Source organism: Paraburkholderia gardini, assembly GCF_907164575.1.
Taxonomy (GTDB): Bacteria; Pseudomonadota; Gammaproteobacteria; order Burkholderiales; family Burkholderiaceae; genus Paraburkholderia; species Paraburkholderia gardini.
Genome location: NZ_CAJQYY010000026.1, coordinates 1 through 17,901, shown reverse-complemented (window position 1 = coordinate 17,901; position 17,901 = coordinate 1). Strand labels below are relative to the sequence as shown.

Annotated in this window: 17 protein-coding genes and 2 pseudogenes; 9 read left to right on the top strand and 10 right to left on the bottom strand. The window is 63.3% G+C overall.

From position 1 onward, the window contains the following. Nucleotides 1–267 precede the first annotated feature (267 nt). Nucleotides 268–558: a DUF1488 family protein gene (locus LPA34_RS20350; RefSeq protein ID WP_228981550.1), complete on the top strand. Its 291-nt coding sequence runs from the start codon at nucleotides 268–270 to the stop codon at nucleotides 556–558. 143 nt (nucleotides 559–701) lie between these two features. Here LPA34_RS20350 and LPA34_RS20345 read toward each other — a convergent pair whose 3' ends face one another. From LPA34_RS20345 to LPA34_RS20315, 7 genes are all read right to left on the bottom strand, one after another. Then, nucleotides 702–1,232: a cytochrome b gene (locus tag LPA34_RS20345; RefSeq protein WP_228981548.1), complete on the bottom strand. Its 531-nt coding sequence runs from the start codon at nucleotides 1,230–1,232 to the stop codon at nucleotides 702–704. A 33-nt stretch (nucleotides 1,233–1,265) separates the two neighbouring features. Further along, complete coding sequence (locus tag LPA34_RS20340) at nucleotides 1,266–2,567, bottom strand: NCS2 family permease (protein WP_228981545.1); 1,302 nt, start codon at nucleotides 2,565–2,567, stop codon at nucleotides 1,266–1,268. Between the two features lie 192 nt (nucleotides 2,568–2,759). Beyond that, nucleotides 2,760–3,296, bottom strand: coding sequence for a YaiI/YqxD family protein (locus LPA34_RS20335; protein ID WP_228981543.1), 537 nt, complete (start codon nucleotides 3,294–3,296; stop codon nucleotides 2,760–2,762). Nucleotides 3,297–3,390: 94 nt separating this feature from the next. Beyond that, nucleotides 3,391–3,645, bottom strand: coding sequence for a DUF4148 domain-containing protein (locus tag LPA34_RS20330; protein ID WP_228981541.1), 255 nt, complete (start codon nucleotides 3,643–3,645; stop codon nucleotides 3,391–3,393). A 138-nt stretch (nucleotides 3,646–3,783) separates the two neighbouring features. Then, nucleotides 3,784–4,557 carry a slipin family protein gene (locus LPA34_RS20325; RefSeq protein WP_228981538.1) on the bottom strand — a complete coding sequence of 258 codons (774 nt, stop codon included), beginning with the start codon at nucleotides 4,555–4,557 and terminating at the stop codon, nucleotides 3,784–3,786. Beyond that, nucleotides 4,554–6,086 carry an NfeD family protein gene (locus LPA34_RS20320; protein WP_407672477.1) on the bottom strand — a complete coding sequence of 511 codons (1,533 nt, stop codon included), beginning with the start codon at nucleotides 6,084–6,086 and terminating at the stop codon, nucleotides 4,554–4,556. Before LPA34_RS20320 ends, LPA34_RS20325 begins: the two co-directional genes overlap by 4 nt. Nucleotides 6,087–6,151: 65 nt before the next feature. Beyond that, a complete protein-coding gene (locus tag LPA34_RS20315; protein WP_228981537.1) occupies nucleotides 6,152–7,183 on the bottom strand; it encodes an AraC family transcriptional regulator in 1,032 nt (343 codons plus the stop codon). Between the two features lie 242 nt (nucleotides 7,184–7,425). On the opposite strand from LPA34_RS20315, the gene LPA34_RS20310 reads away from it, so the two are divergent. The 4 genes from LPA34_RS20310 to mmsB all read left to right on the top strand — a co-directional run bounded on the left by LPA34_RS20310 (nucleotide 7,426) and on the right by mmsB (nucleotide 12,891). After that, entirely contained in the window at nucleotides 7,426–8,559 is a 1,134-nt protein-coding gene (locus tag LPA34_RS20310) for an acyl-CoA dehydrogenase (protein WP_228981534.1), read from the top strand. Between the two features lie 50 nt (nucleotides 8,560–8,609). Then, nucleotides 8,610–10,319, top strand: a complete 1,710-nt coding sequence (locus tag LPA34_RS20305) for an AMP-binding protein (RefSeq protein ID WP_228981532.1) — start codon at nucleotides 8,610–8,612, stop codon at nucleotides 10,317–10,319. Nucleotides 10,320–10,416: 97 nt separating this feature from the next. Beyond that, nucleotides 10,417–11,952 carry a CoA-acylating methylmalonate-semialdehyde dehydrogenase gene (locus LPA34_RS20300; protein WP_228981529.1) on the top strand — a complete coding sequence of 512 codons (1,536 nt, stop codon included), beginning with the start codon at nucleotides 10,417–10,419 and terminating at the stop codon, nucleotides 11,950–11,952. Nucleotides 11,953–11,988: 36 nt separating this feature from the next. Next, complete coding sequence (gene mmsB, locus LPA34_RS20295; RefSeq protein WP_228981528.1) at nucleotides 11,989–12,891, top strand: 3-hydroxyisobutyrate dehydrogenase; 903 nt, start codon at nucleotides 11,989–11,991, stop codon at nucleotides 12,889–12,891. Between the two features lie 54 nt (nucleotides 12,892–12,945). Here the strand turns inward: mmsB and LPA34_RS20290 are convergent, their stop codons facing one another. The 3 genes from LPA34_RS20290 to LPA34_RS20280 all read right to left on the bottom strand — a co-directional run bounded on the left by LPA34_RS20290 (nucleotide 12,946) and on the right by LPA34_RS20280 (nucleotide 15,863). Continuing rightward, the gene (locus tag LPA34_RS20290; protein WP_228981525.1) at nucleotides 12,946–14,202 is read right to left on the bottom strand and encodes an MFS transporter; all 1,257 of its coding nucleotides are present in this window, start codon (nucleotides 14,200–14,202) and stop codon (nucleotides 12,946–12,948) included. Nucleotides 14,203–14,295: 93 nt separating this feature from the next. Next, nucleotides 14,296–15,114: a siderophore-interacting protein gene (locus LPA34_RS20285; protein ID WP_228981523.1), complete on the bottom strand. Its 819-nt coding sequence runs from the start codon at nucleotides 15,112–15,114 to the stop codon at nucleotides 14,296–14,298. 38 nt (nucleotides 15,115–15,152) lie between these two features. Beyond that, entirely contained in the window at nucleotides 15,153–15,863 is a 711-nt protein-coding gene (locus LPA34_RS20280; protein WP_228981521.1) for a PadR family transcriptional regulator, read from the bottom strand. 109 nt (nucleotides 15,864–15,972) lie between these two features. Between LPA34_RS20280 and LPA34_RS20275 the strand changes: the two are divergent. From LPA34_RS20275 to LPA34_RS20260, 4 genes and pseudogenes are all read left to right on the top strand, one after another. Then, nucleotides 15,973–16,404 (top strand): annotated as a pseudogene (locus LPA34_RS20275) (PDDEXK nuclease domain-containing protein); the annotation flags it as partial. 12 nt (nucleotides 16,405–16,416) lie between these two features. Then, nucleotides 16,417–16,966, top strand: a pseudogene (locus LPA34_RS20270) (transposase); the annotation flags it as partial. A 182-nt stretch (nucleotides 16,967–17,148) separates the two neighbouring features. Then, nucleotides 17,149–17,400, top strand: coding sequence for a hypothetical protein (locus LPA34_RS20265; protein WP_228981520.1), 252 nt, complete (start codon nucleotides 17,149–17,151; stop codon nucleotides 17,398–17,400). 230 nt (nucleotides 17,401–17,630) lie between these two features. Next, nucleotides 17,631–17,901, top strand: a 271-nt coding sequence (locus tag LPA34_RS20260; RefSeq protein ID WP_228981518.1) for an NAD(P)/FAD-dependent oxidoreductase, incomplete at its 3' end; no start/stop codon positions are given.

The window sequence follows — 17,901 nt, the reverse complement described above, 5'->3', positions numbered from 1 at the left end:
GCGACGAACCGGCCGGGAAAGACCCGAAAAGCCCGGAATCCACGGCCGGCGCGGGCCAGTGCTTCATATCGACTGCGTCGCGACGGTGAGCGCGGCAGGGAAAACTTGCAGCCCGGCAGAAGTCGTCTAAAGTGAATAAAATCAGCCGCCCGGCGTGTCACGTTACGGATTGTGCGGCTGTCATCCGCGCATGTAACCGGTCAGGAGGCGCTTTTAGCAGACATGTGTGGCCCCGATTGATTGTTCGTCACCCGAAAGGCGATTCCCATGCAGATCATTTTCCTGAACGAAACCCCTGAATACTCGGGACAAGAACTTACCCTGGCATTCCCGGTAATGGTCGATGGGGAGAGGGTGGAGTGCATGATTACCGCCGAAACGCTGGAAGACCACTACGGGGCCGCATCGACACGCCTCGAAGACATGATCGGCGCATTCTCCACGCACCGTGAACACATTGAAGCCGCAACGCGCAGGTTGCTGTCGGAAACACGGGCGCAATGTCTCGTGCTGCGCAGCGGTTACGTGCGTTTCTACCAGGCGAACCTGCGCAACTAGGTTGGGGTATCGGGCGCGTGACGCGCGAGCGGATCAGCGTGACCGCCGCCATCGGATAGGGCGGCGTCGAAGTTTGCCCGAAGTTCACCCCGGTCGAGGCGGATACTGCCACGCTGCGTCGACGGGCTACGTCCGTGATGCGCTCAAAGCATGCGTCGCAGCGTGCGGTCCCTGAAGACGACGTGATGCATGAGCGCGCCCAGCGCATGCAGTCCGATCACGAAGTAAAACGCATTGCCAATCCACTCATGCGCGCTTTTTATCGCGTGTCGCGCAATCGTGTCGGTTCCCACCAGCGTGATTTCGACGTTCAATCCGGCTAGCGTCAGCGGATGGCCGCCGGTATTGAGCGTCAGAATGCCAAGCAGCGGCTGCACAAAAATAAACAGATACAGCGCGACGTGAGCGAGCCGGGCGAGAAAGGTCAGCACGGGATTGACTTCGATCTCATTGGGCGCGCCGCGCCACAAGCGCCACACCAGCCGGAAAACCGCGAACGTGAGCACGAGCGTGCCGGCCCAGTAATGCACCCCGTTCCAGAAGATGCGGCTATCGCTGCCCTTCGGGCCGCGAATCTCGATGGCCAGATATGCGAGCGCGACGAGCAGGAAGACTGCCCAGTGAAAGAACACGGCGGGCTTCGAATAGCGGTCCTGTGAGGTGGAGTTTTGCACGCGGCGGCATCCTTTGTGGTTTGTCAGGAGCGCCTATTCGGAGCCCAGATAGAAATAGCGGAACAGAAAAACGGCCGCGATGATCCATACAACAGGTTTTACCTGACGTACCTGACCCGTCAGCAGTTTCAGCCCGGCGTACGAGATAAAACCGAACGCAACACCATTTGCGATCGAATACGTGAACGGCATCAGCAGTGTGGTGAGGGCGGCCGGCACGACTTCCGTGGCATCGTCCCACGGCAGGTCGGCCATTTCGCGCAGCATCAGGCACGACACGTAGAGCAGCGCCGGCGCGGTCGCGTATCCCGGCACGACGCCCGCGAGCGGCGCGAAAAACAGCGCGGCGAGGAACAGCACGCCGACGGTAATTGCCGTCACGCCCGTGCGGCCACCGGCCTGCACGCCAGACGCACTTTCGATATACGCCGTCGTCGACGACGTCCCGAGCATGGAGCCCGCCAGAATCGCGGTACTGTCGGCGAGTAGCGCCCGGTTCAGGCGATGCATCTTGCCTTCGACGAGCAGGCCGGCGCGGTTCGCGACGCCCATCAGGGTGCCGGTCGCGTCGAACAGTTCGACGAGGAAGAACACGAGAATCACGTTGAGCACGCCGCCTGACAGCGCAGCGCGGATATCGAGGTGAAAGAGCGTCGCGTCGATCGAAGGCGGTGCGGACACAATGCCGTTGAAATGATTGCCGCCGAAGAAAAAGCTGAGCACGGTCACGCCGACGATGCCGATCAGGATCGCGCCGCGCACGCGCAGGAAGTCGAGCGTCGCGATCGTGAAAAAGCCGACGATCGCGAGAACCACATGCGCGCTGTGCAGGTTGCCGAGCGTGACAAGCGTCGCCGGATCGCCCACCACGATACCCGCCGACTTGAGCGAGATGATCGCGAGAAAGAGGCCGATGCCGCCCGTGATGGCAATACGGATCGAATGTGGAATACCGTTCACGATGACTTCGCGCACCCGGAACAGCGTCACGATCAGGAACAGGCATCCGGAAATGAACACGGCCCCCAGTGCGGCCTGCCACGTGAATCCCATGCCTTTCACGACCGTGTACGCGAAATAGGCGTTGAGCCCCATGCCCGGCGCGCAGGCGATCGGGTAGTTCGCGTACAGCCCCATGATGAGCGTGGCGAGCGCGGACACGAGACAGGTGGCGACGAACACGGATTCTTTCGGCATGCCTGCATCGCCGAGAATCGCTGGATTCACGAAGATGATGTAGGCCATCGTCAGGAACGTGGTCACGCCTGCAAGCACTTCCGTGCGCAGATTGGTGCCGGCTTCGTCGAAGCCGAAATAGCGTTTTACGGAGTCCATGAGTGCGTCTCTCGTTGTGTCCTGATGGTTTTCTTGTGATGAGCGGAGGCTTCGTTCCGGGCGCAAGGCAGACGAAACCGGACGCAGACCAGCCATAACCGCATGCTACGGGCGGATTGTAAACACGATTGATTGTGAAGTAGCAGTTCGTCGCGTGCTTCGTGGAGGCGGTGCAACACCGGTTGACGCGCTTCAGTCTTCGTGCGGATCTTGCGGATCGCCGTCGGGCGTGGACGTACCGGCAGACGGGGAGCCAGGCGCGGCAGAAGGCGGAACGGGGCGCGGCGCATGGCGCGCCAGCCATCGGTCGAGTTCTCCCGCGAAGGTTTTTGTATCGCGCGCGCTGAAGGCGGACGGGCCGCCCGTGTCGACGCCGCTGCCGCGCAGCTGGTCGAGCATCGCGCGCATGCGCAGGCGTTCTTCGATCGTGCCGGGGCTGTACCAGTTGCCGCGCGGATCGAGCGCATGCGCGTTTTTCCGCAGCACGGCGGCGGCAAGCGGGATGTCGGCGGTGATCACGAGGTCGCCCGCCACCACGCGTTCAGCGATCAGGTCGTCGGCGGCATCGAAGCCGGCCGGCACCTGGATCGTGCGGATCAGGGGGGAAGGAGGAACACGCAGGAACTGGTTCGCGACCAGCGTGACGGTCACGCTGACGCGCCGCGCGGCGCGAAACAGCATGTCCTTGATGACGACCGGACAGGCGTCCGCGTCTACCCAGATTTGCATCGTGTCGGCTTCCGGAGTCGAAGGAGCGTGAGGATACCCGACTCAGGATAGCGCGACCGATGCGACAGGGTGTGGCCTGTTACCTGTTACCCGGTTATTGCGGGGTGGCTGCTGACTGGGCGCGTCGCGCCGCGACAATCTGGCCCGCCTGCTGCGCGTTCGTCGGGTAGTTGATCCAGTCGAACGGATCGTAACCGGCCGCACGCCACGCCACGAGATCGGCTTTCACCTCGGCGCGGGTCTTCGGTGCGGAAGGATCGTATGTCTGCGTCGCGGTCTGGGCGAATACAGCAGGCACGAGCAGCGTGCCGAGCAGTGCGCCGGCAGCGATACGGGAAATGATGTTCATGGTAGCGGTGGCTTTTATAAGGGATAACCCTGACATTCTAGATGTGCGACCTGCGAACAGGAAGACGTCATCTGGCAATGCATTGTTGCGCGCAATGCCATGAATGCACGTCGCTCATGCCTTCAAAAACTTTGCATGTCAGGCATTCGACGCTTTTCCCATCCGGTCGACCACGGCCGTCAGCAGGTCGATGGGCAGCGGGAAAACGATGGTCGAGTTCTTGTCTGCGGCGATGGTGGTGAGCGTCTGCAGATAACGCAGCTGCATGGCCTGCGGCTGGCGCGCGAGTATCTGCGCCGCCTCCAGCAGATGCGCGGCAGCCTGCAGTTCCCCCTGCGCGTGAATCACCTTGGCGCGTCGTTCGCGCTCGGCTTCCGCCTGACGCGCGATCGCGCGGATCATCGTTTCGTTGATATCCACATGCTTGATCTCGACGTTCGAGACCTTGATGCCCCACGCGTCGGTCTGCGCGTCAAGCACCTTCTGGATGTCGGCATTGAGCTGTTCGCGTTCGGCAAGCAGATCGTCGAGTTCGTGCTTGCCGAGCACGGAGCGCAGCGTCGTCTGCGAAAGCTGGCTGGTGGCCTCGAAATAGCGCGCCACCTGGATCACGGCCCGCTCCGGATCGACGACGCGAAAATAGATCACCGCGTTCACCTTGACGGAGACGTTGTCGCGCGTGATGACGTCCTGCGGCGGCACATCGAACACGATCGTGCGCAGATCCATGCGCACCACCTGCTGCACGACTGGAATGATCAGTACGAGTCCCGGTCCCTTGACCTTCCAGAAGCGTCCGAGCATGAACACCACGCCGCGTTCGTACTCGCGAAAAATGCGCACCGATGACGCGATCAGCACGATGATCACCAGAAGCAGGATGCTGCTAAAGCCGAACGTGAAACCGATCATGAGTGTTCTCCCTGTGGTGATGGATGGCGCGCGAGCGGCACAACCGTCAGCAACAGGCCGCGCCGCCCGGTGACACGCACTTCGCATCCTGTGGCAAGCGGCTCTGCGCTTGTTACGCGCCAGCGCTCGCCATGCACGCGCGCCCAGGCCTGGTTCGTCGCCGAACCATCCGGCGACACGACACTGTCGTCCAGCACGATGCCGACGCTGCCCAGCATCGCTTCGCTACCCGTGACGACCGGCCGCCGCCGCGCGCGCATCGCCACGCTCGACACCGTGAAGATAAAGAGCGCACTGAAAACCGTGAGCGAGACGATGAGCGGAACCGGCACACCGTAGCCGGGCACGTCGGTGTCGATCAGCATCAACGCGCCGATCACGAACGCGATGATCCCGCCAAAGCCGAGCGTGCCGAAGGTCGGCAGGTAAACCTCGGCGATCAGGAACGCGATGCCGAGAAAGATCAACCCGAGCCCGACGAAGTTCACCGGCAGCAGTTGCAGCGCGAACAGCCCGACGAGCAGGCTGATCGCGCCCGCGACGCCCGGCAGCACGAAACCCGGATTGGCGAATTCGAAGAAAAGCCCGTATACGCCGATCATCATCAGGATCAGCGCGACGTTCGGATCGGCGATGACCGCAAGAAAGCGGCTGCGCCAGTCGGGCTCGAGCGTGACGACAGGCGCTCCATTCGTCGCGAGATGCTGGTCTCCCGCGATGGTGTTGACCGTGCGCCCGTCGAGCTGATGCAGCAGGTCGGGGACATCGCGTGCGATCAGGTCGACCACATGCTGGTCGAGCGCCTCGCGCGCCGACAGGCTGACGGCTTCGCGCACGGCACGTTCGGCCCAGACCTGGTTGCGTCCGCGCAGTTGCGCGAGTCCGCGGATATAGGCAGCCGCATCGTGTACCTGCTTGCGGATTTCGGTCGACTGCGTATCGAGCGCGCCCGGTTCGGACGCCGCGCCCGGTGACGAAGCGGCTTTCCCGCCGCCCGCTGCAGGCAACGCGCCTGGTTGCTGCGGCGCAGCGCTGCCGAGCCCGAGTTGCACCGGCGTTGCCGCGCCGAGATTGGTGCCGGGCGCCATCGCCGCGATATGGCTCGCGTACACGATATAGGTGCCGGCGCTCGCGGCCCGTGCTCCGCCTGGCGCGATAAACGCAGCGACAGGCACGGGGGAAGCCAGGATCGCCTTGATGATCTGCCGCATCGAGGTATCCAGGCCGCCGGGCGTATCGAGCTGGATGACGGCCAGTTGCGCGTGATCGTGGGCTGCCCGCGCGAGGCCGCGAACGATGAAATCCGCGCTTGCCGGGCCGATTGCGCCGTTGACCGGAATCACGACGACGCTTTTTGAGGCCGGCGCCGCGAATAAAGGGGAATGTGGCAGAAGGGCCGCCAACGCCATCAGCAGTCCCGACACGGCTGCGCCGCGCAGAACGCTCAAACACTGGGCCGCAAGGCCGTCACGGGGTACATGACGGTGCGGACCAGACTGCCGGAGCAGGAGAAACGAGTACGTTCTCATCGCGGACAGCCGGCACACCTTGTCGGCAAGCGCCGGACGGAAAGGACTGGCCTGATAGCTATAGCTTAGTCCGCTTCCGCTGGCTGCGTGAGCGACGTGACGCGGTAATCGGTCGGACGCATGCCCGTCCATTTGCGAAACGCGCGGTAAAACGCGCTGGGTTCGGCAAAACCGACGCTCGCCGCGATGTCGGCGATCGCGTGGTCGGTGTCCTGCAACTCGCCGATGGCGATGTCGCGCCGCAGATCGTCCTTGATCGACTGATACGTATAGCCTTCCAGCTTCAGATGGCGGCGCATCGTCGCTTCGGCGACATGCAGGCGCAGTGCCATTTCATCGGAGCCGGGCCACGCGGACATCGGCAGCGCGCGCAGCAGCTTGCGCACGCGCACCGCCAGCGAGCCGGCATTGCGGTACTTGACGACGAAATTGCCGGGCGCATCGCGCAGAAAGGTTCTTGCCGATTTCGCGGTCTGCACGACCGGCAGATCGAGGAACGCCGGCGCGAGATCGACGAACGATGCGTCCTGGTCGAACGCCATGTCGTCGCAGAACATCAGCCGGTACTCGTGCGCAGCCGGCGGTTCCGCGCAGCGAAAATGCGCCTGAAGCAGTGGAATGCGTCGCCCGACCAGCCAGCACACGAGGCCGTAGACCAGGATGAAATACGTCGCACAGGCGAACATGGTCGGAGCAGGTGTGCCTTCGCGATGCGTGAATTCGAGCCTGACGCGCGTCGCGTCCTTCACGATCCGCACATGCAGGTCATCCAGCACGAGCCGCATGAAACCGACAGCGCGCGCAAGCGCGTGTGCGCCGGTGCGTGCGGTGAGCGCCGCATGCGTCATCGCGACGAAACTGCCGCTTTTCATCGGATGCGAGTCCTGGCCGAAGAATTCGTCGTCGAGCGCACGGGCGATACCGGCCCACAGCGCGCCATATTGCGCCGACGTCACGCGGCTTTTCGGTGAAGCCAGCACCTGTGGCGCGATGCCGGCGGCTTCGATGACAGGCCGCACGTCGAGCCCGCGCGCACGGGCGAGGGCGAGCGTTTCCTCGACGAGACTGACGGAAATGGTGCCTTTTTCGCTTTTCATCCTGACTATGGTAAATGCGCTCACCGAGATTGAGCGGGCTGAGCATCGAACCTGGGCCGTGGACTGCCTACACTTTTCTGATCAGGCGCCGCTGCGCGTACGTCGCGACGCTGCGCTGCAGCAACGCGGTGCAGCGCAGACCGATCCGTCCTGGCGCGGCATCACGGCCGCGTGTGGCGCAGACCGAACGTAACACGCGCGAACCCATGCGCCCCATTCGCTCACAAGGCAAGGCGGACCCCATGCACGATTTCTACACCGACGAACAACGGATGATCCGCGACGCAGCACGCGACTTCGCGACCCATAGTCTCGCACCGCATGCGGGCGAGTGGGATCGCGCCGGCGCATTGCCGCCGGAAATCGTCACGCAGATGGGCGAACTCGGTTTTCTGGGCATGATCGTGCCTGCGGAATGGGGCGGCTCCTACAGCGATTATGTGGCTTATGCGCTCGCAATAGAAGAAATCGCCGCGGGCTGCGCGTCGTGCGCGACGCTGATGAGCGTGCATAACTCCGTCGGCTGCGGCCCGGTGCTGAACTTCGGCACCGACGCGCAGAAAGACCAGTATCTGCGCGATCTGGCAACGGGAAAACGCCTCGGGGCGTTCTGTCTGACCGAGCCGCAAGCCGGTTCCGAGGCGAACAATCTGCGCGCCCGTGCCGTGTTGCGCGACGGCCAGTGGATCATCAACGGCAGCAAGCAGTTCGTGACGAACGGTTCGCGCGCCGATATCGCAATCGTATTCGCCGTCACCGATCCCGATCGCGGCAAGCGCGGTCTTTCGGCGTTTATCGTGCCGACCGCCACGCCAGGGTTCAACGTTGGCAAGCCGGAAAAGAAGCTTGGCATCCGCGCGTCGGACACCTGCCCGATTTCGTTCGACGACTGCGCCGTGCCCGAAGTAAATCTGCTCGGCCAGCCCGGCGAAGGTCTGCGCATCGCGCTGTCGAACCTGGAAGGCGGACGTATCGGTATCGCGGCGCAGGCAGTCGGCATCGCGCGCGCGGCGTTCGACGCGGCGCGTGTCTACGCGAACGAGCGCATCCAGTTTGGCAAGGCGCTGAAGGACCATCAAACCATCGCGAACATGCTCGCCGACATGACGACACGCCTGAACGCGGCGCGCCTGCTCGTGCATCACGCGGCGCGGTTGCGCAGCGAAGGGTTGCCGTGTCTGTCGGAGGCATCGCAGGCGAAGCTGTACGCCTCCGAAATCGCTGAAGACGTGTGTTCGAAAGCGATCCAGATTCACGGCGGCTACGGTTACCTGGAAGACTACGCGGTGGAGCGCCACTATCGCGATGCCCGCATCACGCAGATTTACGAAGGAACCAGCGAGGTACAAAGAATGGTGATCGCGCGGAACGTTTGAGCGCAAAATAATCAGACATAGAGCGCGTATGCGCCAATCAGGAGACAACGATGACTGCAGCGAACAGCTTTCTGGCGGCGCGCGACCTGTTGTTTCGCCATCGCACGGATTACGACAGTGCGTATCGCGAGTTCACGTGGCCCACGCTCGGCGAGTTCAACTGGGCGCTCGACTATTTCGACACATTCGCGCGCAATAACGACCAGCCGGCACTCATGATCGTCGACGGCGCAGCGGGCGAACCCACGCGCTACACGTATGCGCAGATGTCGGAGCGCTCGGCGCGCATGGCGAACTTCCTGCGCGGAATCGGCGTCGGGCGCGGCGATCGCCTGTTGCTGATGCTGCCGAATCGCGTCGAACTGTGGGACGTGATGCTCGCGGCAATGAAGCTCGGCGCGATCGTGCTGCCCGCGACGACCCAGCTGTCACCGGACGACGTGCGCGATCGCGTGCAGATCGGCGGCGCGCAGTACGTCGTGGTCGATAGCGGCGAGCTGGCGAAGTTCGACGCGATCGATGCCGGTGTCACGCGCATTTCAGCAGGCGCGCCGCGTGAAGGCTGGATCGATCTCGCGCGCGCCGCTCAAGCACCGTCGTCGTTCGAACCCGATGGTCCTACGCACGCGACCGACCCGATGCTGCTGTACTTCACGTCCGGCACCACGTCGAAGCCGAAGCTCGTCGAGCATACGCATCAGAGCTATCCGGTGGGCCATCTGTCGACGATGTACTGGATCGGCCTGCAACCCGGCGACGTTCACTGGAATATCAGTTCGCCTGGCTGGGCCAAGCACGCGTGGAGCTGCTTTTTCGCACCGTGGAATGCGGGTGCGTGCGTGTTCATTTTCAACACGCCGCGCTTCGAGCCGAAGGAAACCCTCAACGCGCTCGTGCGCTTTAACGTCACGACGCTGTGCGCGCCGCCGACTGTCTGGCGCATGCTCGTGCAGGAGCCGCTCGCGTCATACCCTGTCAAACTGCGCGAGATTGTCGGCGCGGGCGAGCCGCTCAATCCGGAGATCATCGAGCGCGTGCGTCATGCGTGGAACGTCACCATTCGCGATGGCTTCGGCCAGACGGAAACCACCTGCCAGATCGGCAATTCGCCGGGCCAGCCAGTCGTGGCGGGAGCGATGGGACGACCGTTGCCAGGCTACCGGATCGAACTCGTCGACGCCGACGATCAACCGGCTACCGAAGGTGAAATCGCGCTGCCGCTGGACCAGCGTCCGCTTGGCCTGATGACCGGCTACGCGAACAACGAGAAGGCCACCGTGCAGGCGATGCGCAACGGTTTCTATCACACGTCCGATGTCGCGATGCGGCGCGACGACGGCTACTACGTCTATGTCGGCCGCGCGGACGACGTGTTCAAGTCGTCCGACTACCGCCTGAGCCCGTTCGAACTCGAAAGCGTGCTGATCGAACATGAGGCCATCGCCGAAGCGGCGGTTGTGCCGAGCGCCGATGCGTTGCGTCTGTCGGTACCCAAAGCATTTGTCACGGTGCGCCAGGGTTACGAAGCAGGGCCGGAACTGGCGCGTGCGGTGTTCGCGTTTTCGCGCGAAAAACTCGCACCCTACAAGCGGATTCGCCGGCTGCAGTTCAGCGAACTGCCGAAGACCATCTCCGGCAAGATCCGCCGCGTCGAGCTGCGCCGGCGCGAACTGGAGCGCGACGCGGAACCCGCGCGCCTGCCTGGCGAATACTGGGAAGAAGATTTCCCCGAGCTGCGCGAGACCGCTTCGAAGCGCTAGACGATACGTTTTACGCGTTGTACGGCCTGATTGCCGTCTTTCATTGTTTGCATTGATGTGCGGCTGCGCGAGCGGCCAAACGCAAAGGAGAATCCAGATGAGTGCACATCCATCGACCCTCGCCAGCAAGGCGTCCGGCGTCGCGACCGTCAAACTGCTGATTAACGGCGAATTCGTCGAATCGAAATCCACTGAATGGCGCGACATCGTCAATCCGGCGACGCAGGACGTGCTCGCACGCGTGCCGTTTGCCACGGTCAGCGAAGTCGACGCTGCGATCCGTGCCGCGCACGACGCGTTCAAGACGTGGAAGAACACGCCGATCGGCGCCCGCATGCGCATCATGCTGAAGTATCAGGCGCTGATTCGCGAGCATATGCCGCGCATTGCGAAGACGCTGAGCGCGGAGCAGGGCAAGACGCTTCCCGATGCGGAAGGCGATATCTTTCGCGGGCTCGAAGTCGTCGAGCATGCATGTTCGATCGGCACCCTGCAGCAGGGTGAATTCGCGGAGAACGTCGCGGGTAGCGTCGATACGTATACGCTGCGTCAACCGCTCGGCGTGTGCGTGGGCATCACGCCGTTCAACTTCCCGGCGATGATTCCGCTGTGGATGTTCCCGATGGCGATCGTCTGCGGCAATACGTTCGTGCTGAAGCCTTCGGAACAGGATCCGATGTCGACGATGGAACTCGTCGAACTCGCGATCGAAGCCGGCGTGCCGAAGGGCGTGCTGAACGTCGTGCACGGCGGCAAGGAAGTCGTCGATGCACTGTGTACGCATGAACTCGTCAAGGCGATTTCGTTCGTCGGCTCGACGGCTGTCGGTACCCACGTTTATCGCCTCGGCAGCGAACATGGCAAGCGCGTGCAGTCCATGATGGGCGCGAAGAATCATGCCGTTGTGTTGCCCGACGCGAACCGCGAACAGACGCTCAACGCGCTGGCAGGCGCGGGCTTCGGTGCGGCGGGGCAGCGCTGCATGGCGACGTCGGTGGTCGTGCTGGTCGGCGCGTCCGCGCAGTGGCTGCCGGACCTCGTCGCAAAAGCGAAGACGCTGAAGGTCAACGCAGGCAGCGAGGCAAACACGGATATCGGGCCAGTGGTCTCGCGTGCGGCGAAGGAACGCATTCTCGGGTTGATCGAGGCCGGCCTGAAGGAAGGCGCGACGCTCGCGCTGGATGGCCGCGGCATCAAGGTGCCGGGCTACGAGAAAGGTAACTTCATCGGCCCGACGATCTTCAGCGGCGTCACGACCGATATGGAAATCTACCGCACTGAAATCTTCGGACCGGTGCTGTCGGTCGTGACCGTGCCGACGCTCGATGAGGCGATCGAACTCGTCAACCGCAATCCGTTCGGCAACGGCGTGGGGCTCTTCACGCAGAGCGGCGCGGCGGCGCGTAAATTCCAGAGCGATATCGATATCGGTCAGGTCGGCATCAACATTCCGATTCCGGTGCCCGTGCCCGCGTTCAGCTTCACGGGCTCGCGCGGCTCGAAGCTCGGCGATCTCGGTCCGTACGGCAAGCAGGTCGTGCAGTTCTACACGCAGACAAAAACCGTCATCGCACGCTGGTTCGACGACGCCACCGTGAACGACGGCGTCAACACGACGATCAGCCTGCGCTAGGCCGCGATCCTGAATGCACGCAACGGAGACAGCACCATGAAAATCGGTTTCATCGGACTCGGCAACATGGGCGCGCCGATGGCGCTCAATCTGCTGAAGGCAGGCCATACCGTCAACGTGTTCGACCTGAACGCGCAGGCGGTACAGTCGCTCGTCGACGCAGGCGCGAAAGCGGCGGACTCGGCGAAAGCGGCCGTGAGCGGCGTCGAATGTGTCGTCACGATGCTGCCGGCCGCGGCCCACGTGCGCAGCGTGCTCAACGCCGAAGACGGTGTGCTCGCGGGCATCCCGAAAGGCGTGACGATCATCGATTCGAGCACGATCGATCCCGCGACCGTCAAGGCATGCGCCGAAATCGCCGCGAAACACGGCAATACATTCGTCGATGCGCCGGTGTCGGGCGGAACCGGCGGCGCGGCGGCGGGCACGCTGACGTTCATGGTGGGTGGCAGCGTCGCGTCGTACGAGCACGTGAAATCCGTGCTTTCCGCTATGGGCAAGAACATCGTGCATTGCGGCGATACTGGTACGGGGCAGGTCGCGAAGATCTGCAACAACCTCGTGCTCGGCATCACGATGGCCGGCGTCGCGGAAGCGATGTCGCTCGGCGAGGCGCTTGGCATCGATCCGAAGGTGCTGGGGGGCATCATCAATACGTCGACGGGGCGCTGCTGGAGTTCGGACACCTATAACCCGTTTCCGGGCCTGATTGAAACGGCACCTTCATCGCGCGGCTATACCGGCGGCTTCGGCACGGATCTGATGCTGAAGGATCTGGGCCTTGCCACCGACGCCGCGAAGTTCGCCCGCCAGCCCGTCTATCTCGGCGCGCTCGCGCAGCAGCTGTATCAGACAGTGAGCACGCAGGGCGCGGGCCGGCTGGACTTCTCCGCGGTGATCAAGCTGTATCGCAAGGACAAGGGCGGGGATGCCGGGTGATCGTCGGCCGCCTGGTCCGGGCGTTACCGCGTTGCGCGAGACATCCCGGACCGGCTACCGGCTCGCCTGCACGCCGGCGTCTTCCAGAACCACCGGCGAAACCTGCTCATCGACGGCCTTCACGCGGCTGATCCACGCGAGGGCCAGCAGCACGAGCGCGACAGCGGCCCAGCCGTTCGTGCCGTAGCCTTCGATATGACCCGCGGGCGTGATCGACAGCATCAGGCCGCCCAGCCACGCGCCACAACCCGTACCGAGCGCCATCACCGCGCTGTTGGCGCTCAGGAATGCGCCGCGTTGTGAAGGCGCGGGAACGGTCGTCATCAGCGCCTGCATCGGCACCATGCGCCCGGATACCGCGACCATGAAGATCGCGAAGAACGGCACGACGATGAAGAACGGCAGCGCCGGCAGATGCGTGACGAACATCACGGGCAGCACCGAGAGCAGGGCGAGAACGCGAAACATATAACGTCGCCCGTAACGGTCGGCGAGGCGGCCGATCGCGCGCGACGTGAAGAACGTCGCCGCGCCGCCCGCCATATAGATCCATGACAGACGCTGCGGCTCGACGCCGTGATTCGCGACCAGCATCGGCGCGATGAACGGGATCACCATCATCTGCGAAACCATCATCGTGAAGGTCAGCGCGAACGCGTTCAGATGCCGCGGCAACGCCAGCAAGCGGCCGAGCGCGGGTAGCACTTCCTTCAGTGGTGGTGTGCCGCGCTCGAGATGCCCCGAAAGCGACGGCACGACGCGCGCGCACGCCAGCCAGATCGCGACCGACAGCACGACCAGCAGCACGAACGGCGCCGCCCACGTGAAGTGCGCGCCAAGCATCACCCCCGCCGGCACGCCCGCGATCGCGGCGAGCGAGAACGCGGTCATGATGGTGCCGGTCGCGGCGCCGCGCCGCGCGGGCGGAATGACGTCCGTCACGATCGCCATGATGACCGAGCCGAGCACGCCGCCCGTCAGGCCCGCGAAAGCGCGCGCGAAAAGCAGCAGCGAAAAACTGCCTGCCAGCGCGCACGCGAGATTCGACAGCGCGAACAGCGCATAGACCCACAGCAGCAGACGGCGCCGGTCGAAGCGGTCGATATACGTCGCGGCAAGCAGCCCGGAAAGCCCGGAGCACCATGAGTACGCCGATACGGCAATCGCGAATGCGGCCGGTGTGATGGCAAACGCATCCATGATCTGCGGGCCGAGCGGCATCATCACCATGAAGTCCATGATGATGGTGAACTGGGTCAACGCCAGAAGCCACAGCAGGCGGCGTTCACGGGTTGGAGCTAAAGCATCCATTGATGACGTCCTGGTTCTTGTTCTTGTCGCTGTGATGGCCGGTGGCGACGGGCGTCGCCACCGGTTTCCGCGGATGATCCGCGGCGTGGAACGTCAGTCATCGATCGCTTCGTGGACGGCCACCGCGCCGCGCTTCCAGTAACTGGCTGCACGGATGCGCGATCGGTCGACGCCACATTCAGTCGTGAGGTGCTGACGTACCGCGCGGATCGCCGCCGATTCGCCGGCTGCCCACACATAGCCTTCGCCTTCCGGCAGGAACGTCTCGCGCACGGCGTCCAGCAGCGTGCTTTCGCGATCGTCCGCATCGTCCGGATAGCACCACACGGTGTACAGATCGGCCTGCGTCGCGAACTCGATGCGCGCCGACGGATCGCGCACTTCCAGCACGGCCGCGACACGTGTGCCGGCCGGCAACTCTTCCAGCCGGCGGCTGATCGCCGGCAACGCGGTTTCGTCGCCGATCAGCAGATGCCAGTCGAAGCCTTGCGGGATCACAAACGAACCGCGCGGCCCGCCGACGCCGAGATACTGGCCGACGTGTGCCGTGCGCGCCCAGTCCGAAGCCGGCCCGACCGCGTGAATCACGAAGTCGATGACAAGCTCGCCCGCTTCGCGATCGAAGCGGCGCGGCGTGTAGTCACGCGCGACCGGACGCGGCTGGCCTTCGGGGAACACGGGGCCGTCCGGGCCCGCGACCGGAAGCACGGGCTTGTCTTCGCCCGGCGCGGGGAAGAACACCTTGATGTGGTCGTCGAACGACGCCGATATGAAATCACGCAGGTCTGCGCCGGTCAGCGTGATGCGCACGAGATGCGGCGTCAGCGGTTCGACGCGCGACACCTGAAGCAGACGGAATTTCAGCGGATGGCGCACGCGCACCACCGCCAGATCGGCACTTGTATTCAGCATGAGGGGTTTTCCATTTAGATGCGGTTCCGGCGCGGCGCTCAAGGCGCGCTGCCGGTTTTACCTTCGATTTCGGCCGTGGCGCGCGCGAGGATCGCGGCGATGCGGCGCTGTTCGTCGGGCGATGCACTGGTGCGCAGCACCAGCGCGTTTTTCAGCGCGCGCCGTGCCACGACCAGTTCGGGCACCCAGCCGCCTTCGCTCGGGTCGGCGGGATCCTCGCCGGCAAACGCGCGGCGCACCGAATCCATCTTGCGTCCGATATGCGTGAGCTTCGCGAGCATCAGGTCGACGCGCTCGCGATTGTCTCCGAGGTACTGCTGGCCGCTTTCCGACAGCGCGTAACGCTTGCGGTTGCCTTCGACTTCGACGGTGACGTGACCGACTTCCTCGAGGTACGTAAGCGCCGGATACACCATGCCGGGGCTCGGCGAGTAAAAGCCATTCGAGCGCGCGTCCAGCGCGCGGATGAGTTCGTAGCCGTGGCTCGGCCGTTCTGCGAGCAGCGCGAGCAGAAGCAGCTGCAGGTCGTCGGACGTGAAGCGACGGCCGCGCGGAAAGCCATCGCCTTCACCGCCGAAGCCGCCAGGGCCGCCGCCGAACGGCCCACCCCCGAACGGGCCGCCGCCGCGCCGGTGATGCTGACGCCCGATCGCATGCCAGAGCGCATGCAGCGATTGCCACGAAAAGCGCTCGGCGCAGGCCTGGCGGTCGTGCCAGGATGAATGATCGTGATGAGGGTGGTGACGCATGGTCGGGCTCCGTTTGTCGTAAAACATATCGTAAGATATATATCGAAAGATATAATGTCAAGATGATTCTGTCGAAATATCGGCGCACAACAAAGTCTGCGGCAACACTGACATCAAGGACGAGTACTCGGAGTCGGATCTTGAGGAGGCGCTGATTCAGCATCTGGCGGATTTCCTGCTGGAACTCGGCGACGACTTCGCGTTCGTCGGCCGGCAGCGCCGCCTGAGAATCGATGACACGTGGTTCAGGGTCGATCTGGTGTTTTTCCATCGACGTCTGAAATGCTTCGTCATCATCGATCTCAAGGTCGGTCGCTTCAGCTATGCGGACGCAGGGCAGATGCATCTCTATCTGAACTACGCGCGCGAGCACGGGATGAAGTCTGGGGAGAATCCACCGGATACGGCCGAAGCAGTAAGATCGCGCAAAGCCCGAATGAGGGCATCATGGTCGCGTGGAAATCTGGTTGATCGCCACGCGGCCAGTCAATCAGCCTTTATGTCCTCGCCACTTAAACCTCGCCGCCTGTCATGTGCATAATCCCTGAAGAACATCGACAGACGGAGAACAACTAGGGAGCAGGTGACGCTGCTTCCGGAATGCCTCGATGACTTCGTTGCTGGGAGTAATCCGGCCAGGATCACCGGGGCGTTCGTTGAAGAGCTTGACCTTGCATCACCTGGCTTCAATGGAACGATGCCATCGGCTGCAGGTCGACCATCCTCTAATCCACCAGTTCTACTGAATATCTATATCTACGACGACCCTGAACCCGGGTCAATCGACCCGTCGCCTGGAGCGGAAGTGCCAACGCAATGTTGAATTGATGTGGTTCAGGGGGTGACTGGCGCTGGACTTCAAGACGATGCTCGACTGCCGTCGTGACAACGGCATCGGAATTCGTGACATGTGTGGCCGCTTCGTGATGCTGTGCCCTGAGCTGAAGCTGTTCTCGCAAGCGCTTGTTGCCATCGACGACAGCAAGTTCAAGGCAGTCAACACTCGCGATCGCAACTTCACAGAGGGTAAGGTCGACAAGCGTCAGAAGCAGATCGAGGAGTGCATCCAGTGGTATCTGAACGCGCTGGAGACTGCCGATCGTCCGCATGTATTCGTTATGTCTCCTTTGCCCCTGACCTGTGCGCGCCTGGCGCATGGGGAGCGGGCGGTGCCCCCCCAAAGTGAGGGGGGGACAGCGCGGCCGCGCTCCCCTACCGTTGCTTCCGTCGGAGTACATCGCGGCACAGCATGCAATTCCGTATTTTGCCGGTTATGGGGAAGTAAATGGGTACCGTAGACAGGTCGTTACACGTTCAGATCGAGAAGTGGTTGGGTTCCGTGTCATCCCTGCAAACCCGCGTGACGCGGTTTAGCCGCTCCCGGCAGAACCCATGGCGTTGCGTGCGTGTGGAAGCGCTGCGCGCATCCGGCACGCTCTCAATTGTCTTCTTTCGCCATGACGACGGCTCGTGGTGCGTCTTCCCACCGCAGGGCCGCCGGCTGACGATGAATGTCGTGCAAGGCATCGTTTCGTAAGCGGGGTGCTGGGCTCGGCGCGCAGTCGTCGTCCGCCGTGCATGCCAGGTGTGCCGCCTGAACTACGCCCCTCACTACCCGCAATTCGCTATCGGCTATCTACCGGCGATGGTTCGCCTGGCGGCTCGCGAGGCGCGTAAAACGCGAAGTATTCGCTATAAAAATGGAGACGTAGTTCTGTGAGTATCTCGACAATCGCAAGGGATGATTTTGCTTCCACGCGCGAATCAATGGAATACGACGTGGTGATCGTCGGCGGCGGGCCCGCGGGGCTGTCCGCGGCGATCCGCCTGAAGCAGCGTGCGCAGGAAGCCGGTGTCGAGCTGGGCGTGTGCGTGCTGGAGAAAGGCTCGGAGGTCGGTGCCCACATTCTCTCGGGCGCGGTGATGGATCCGCGCGCCCTCACCGAACTGATTCCCGACTGGAAGGAAAAAGGCGCGCCGCTCGACGTCGAGGTGAGCGAGGACCGTTTCCTCTTTCTGACCGAAGCCGGCTCGAAGC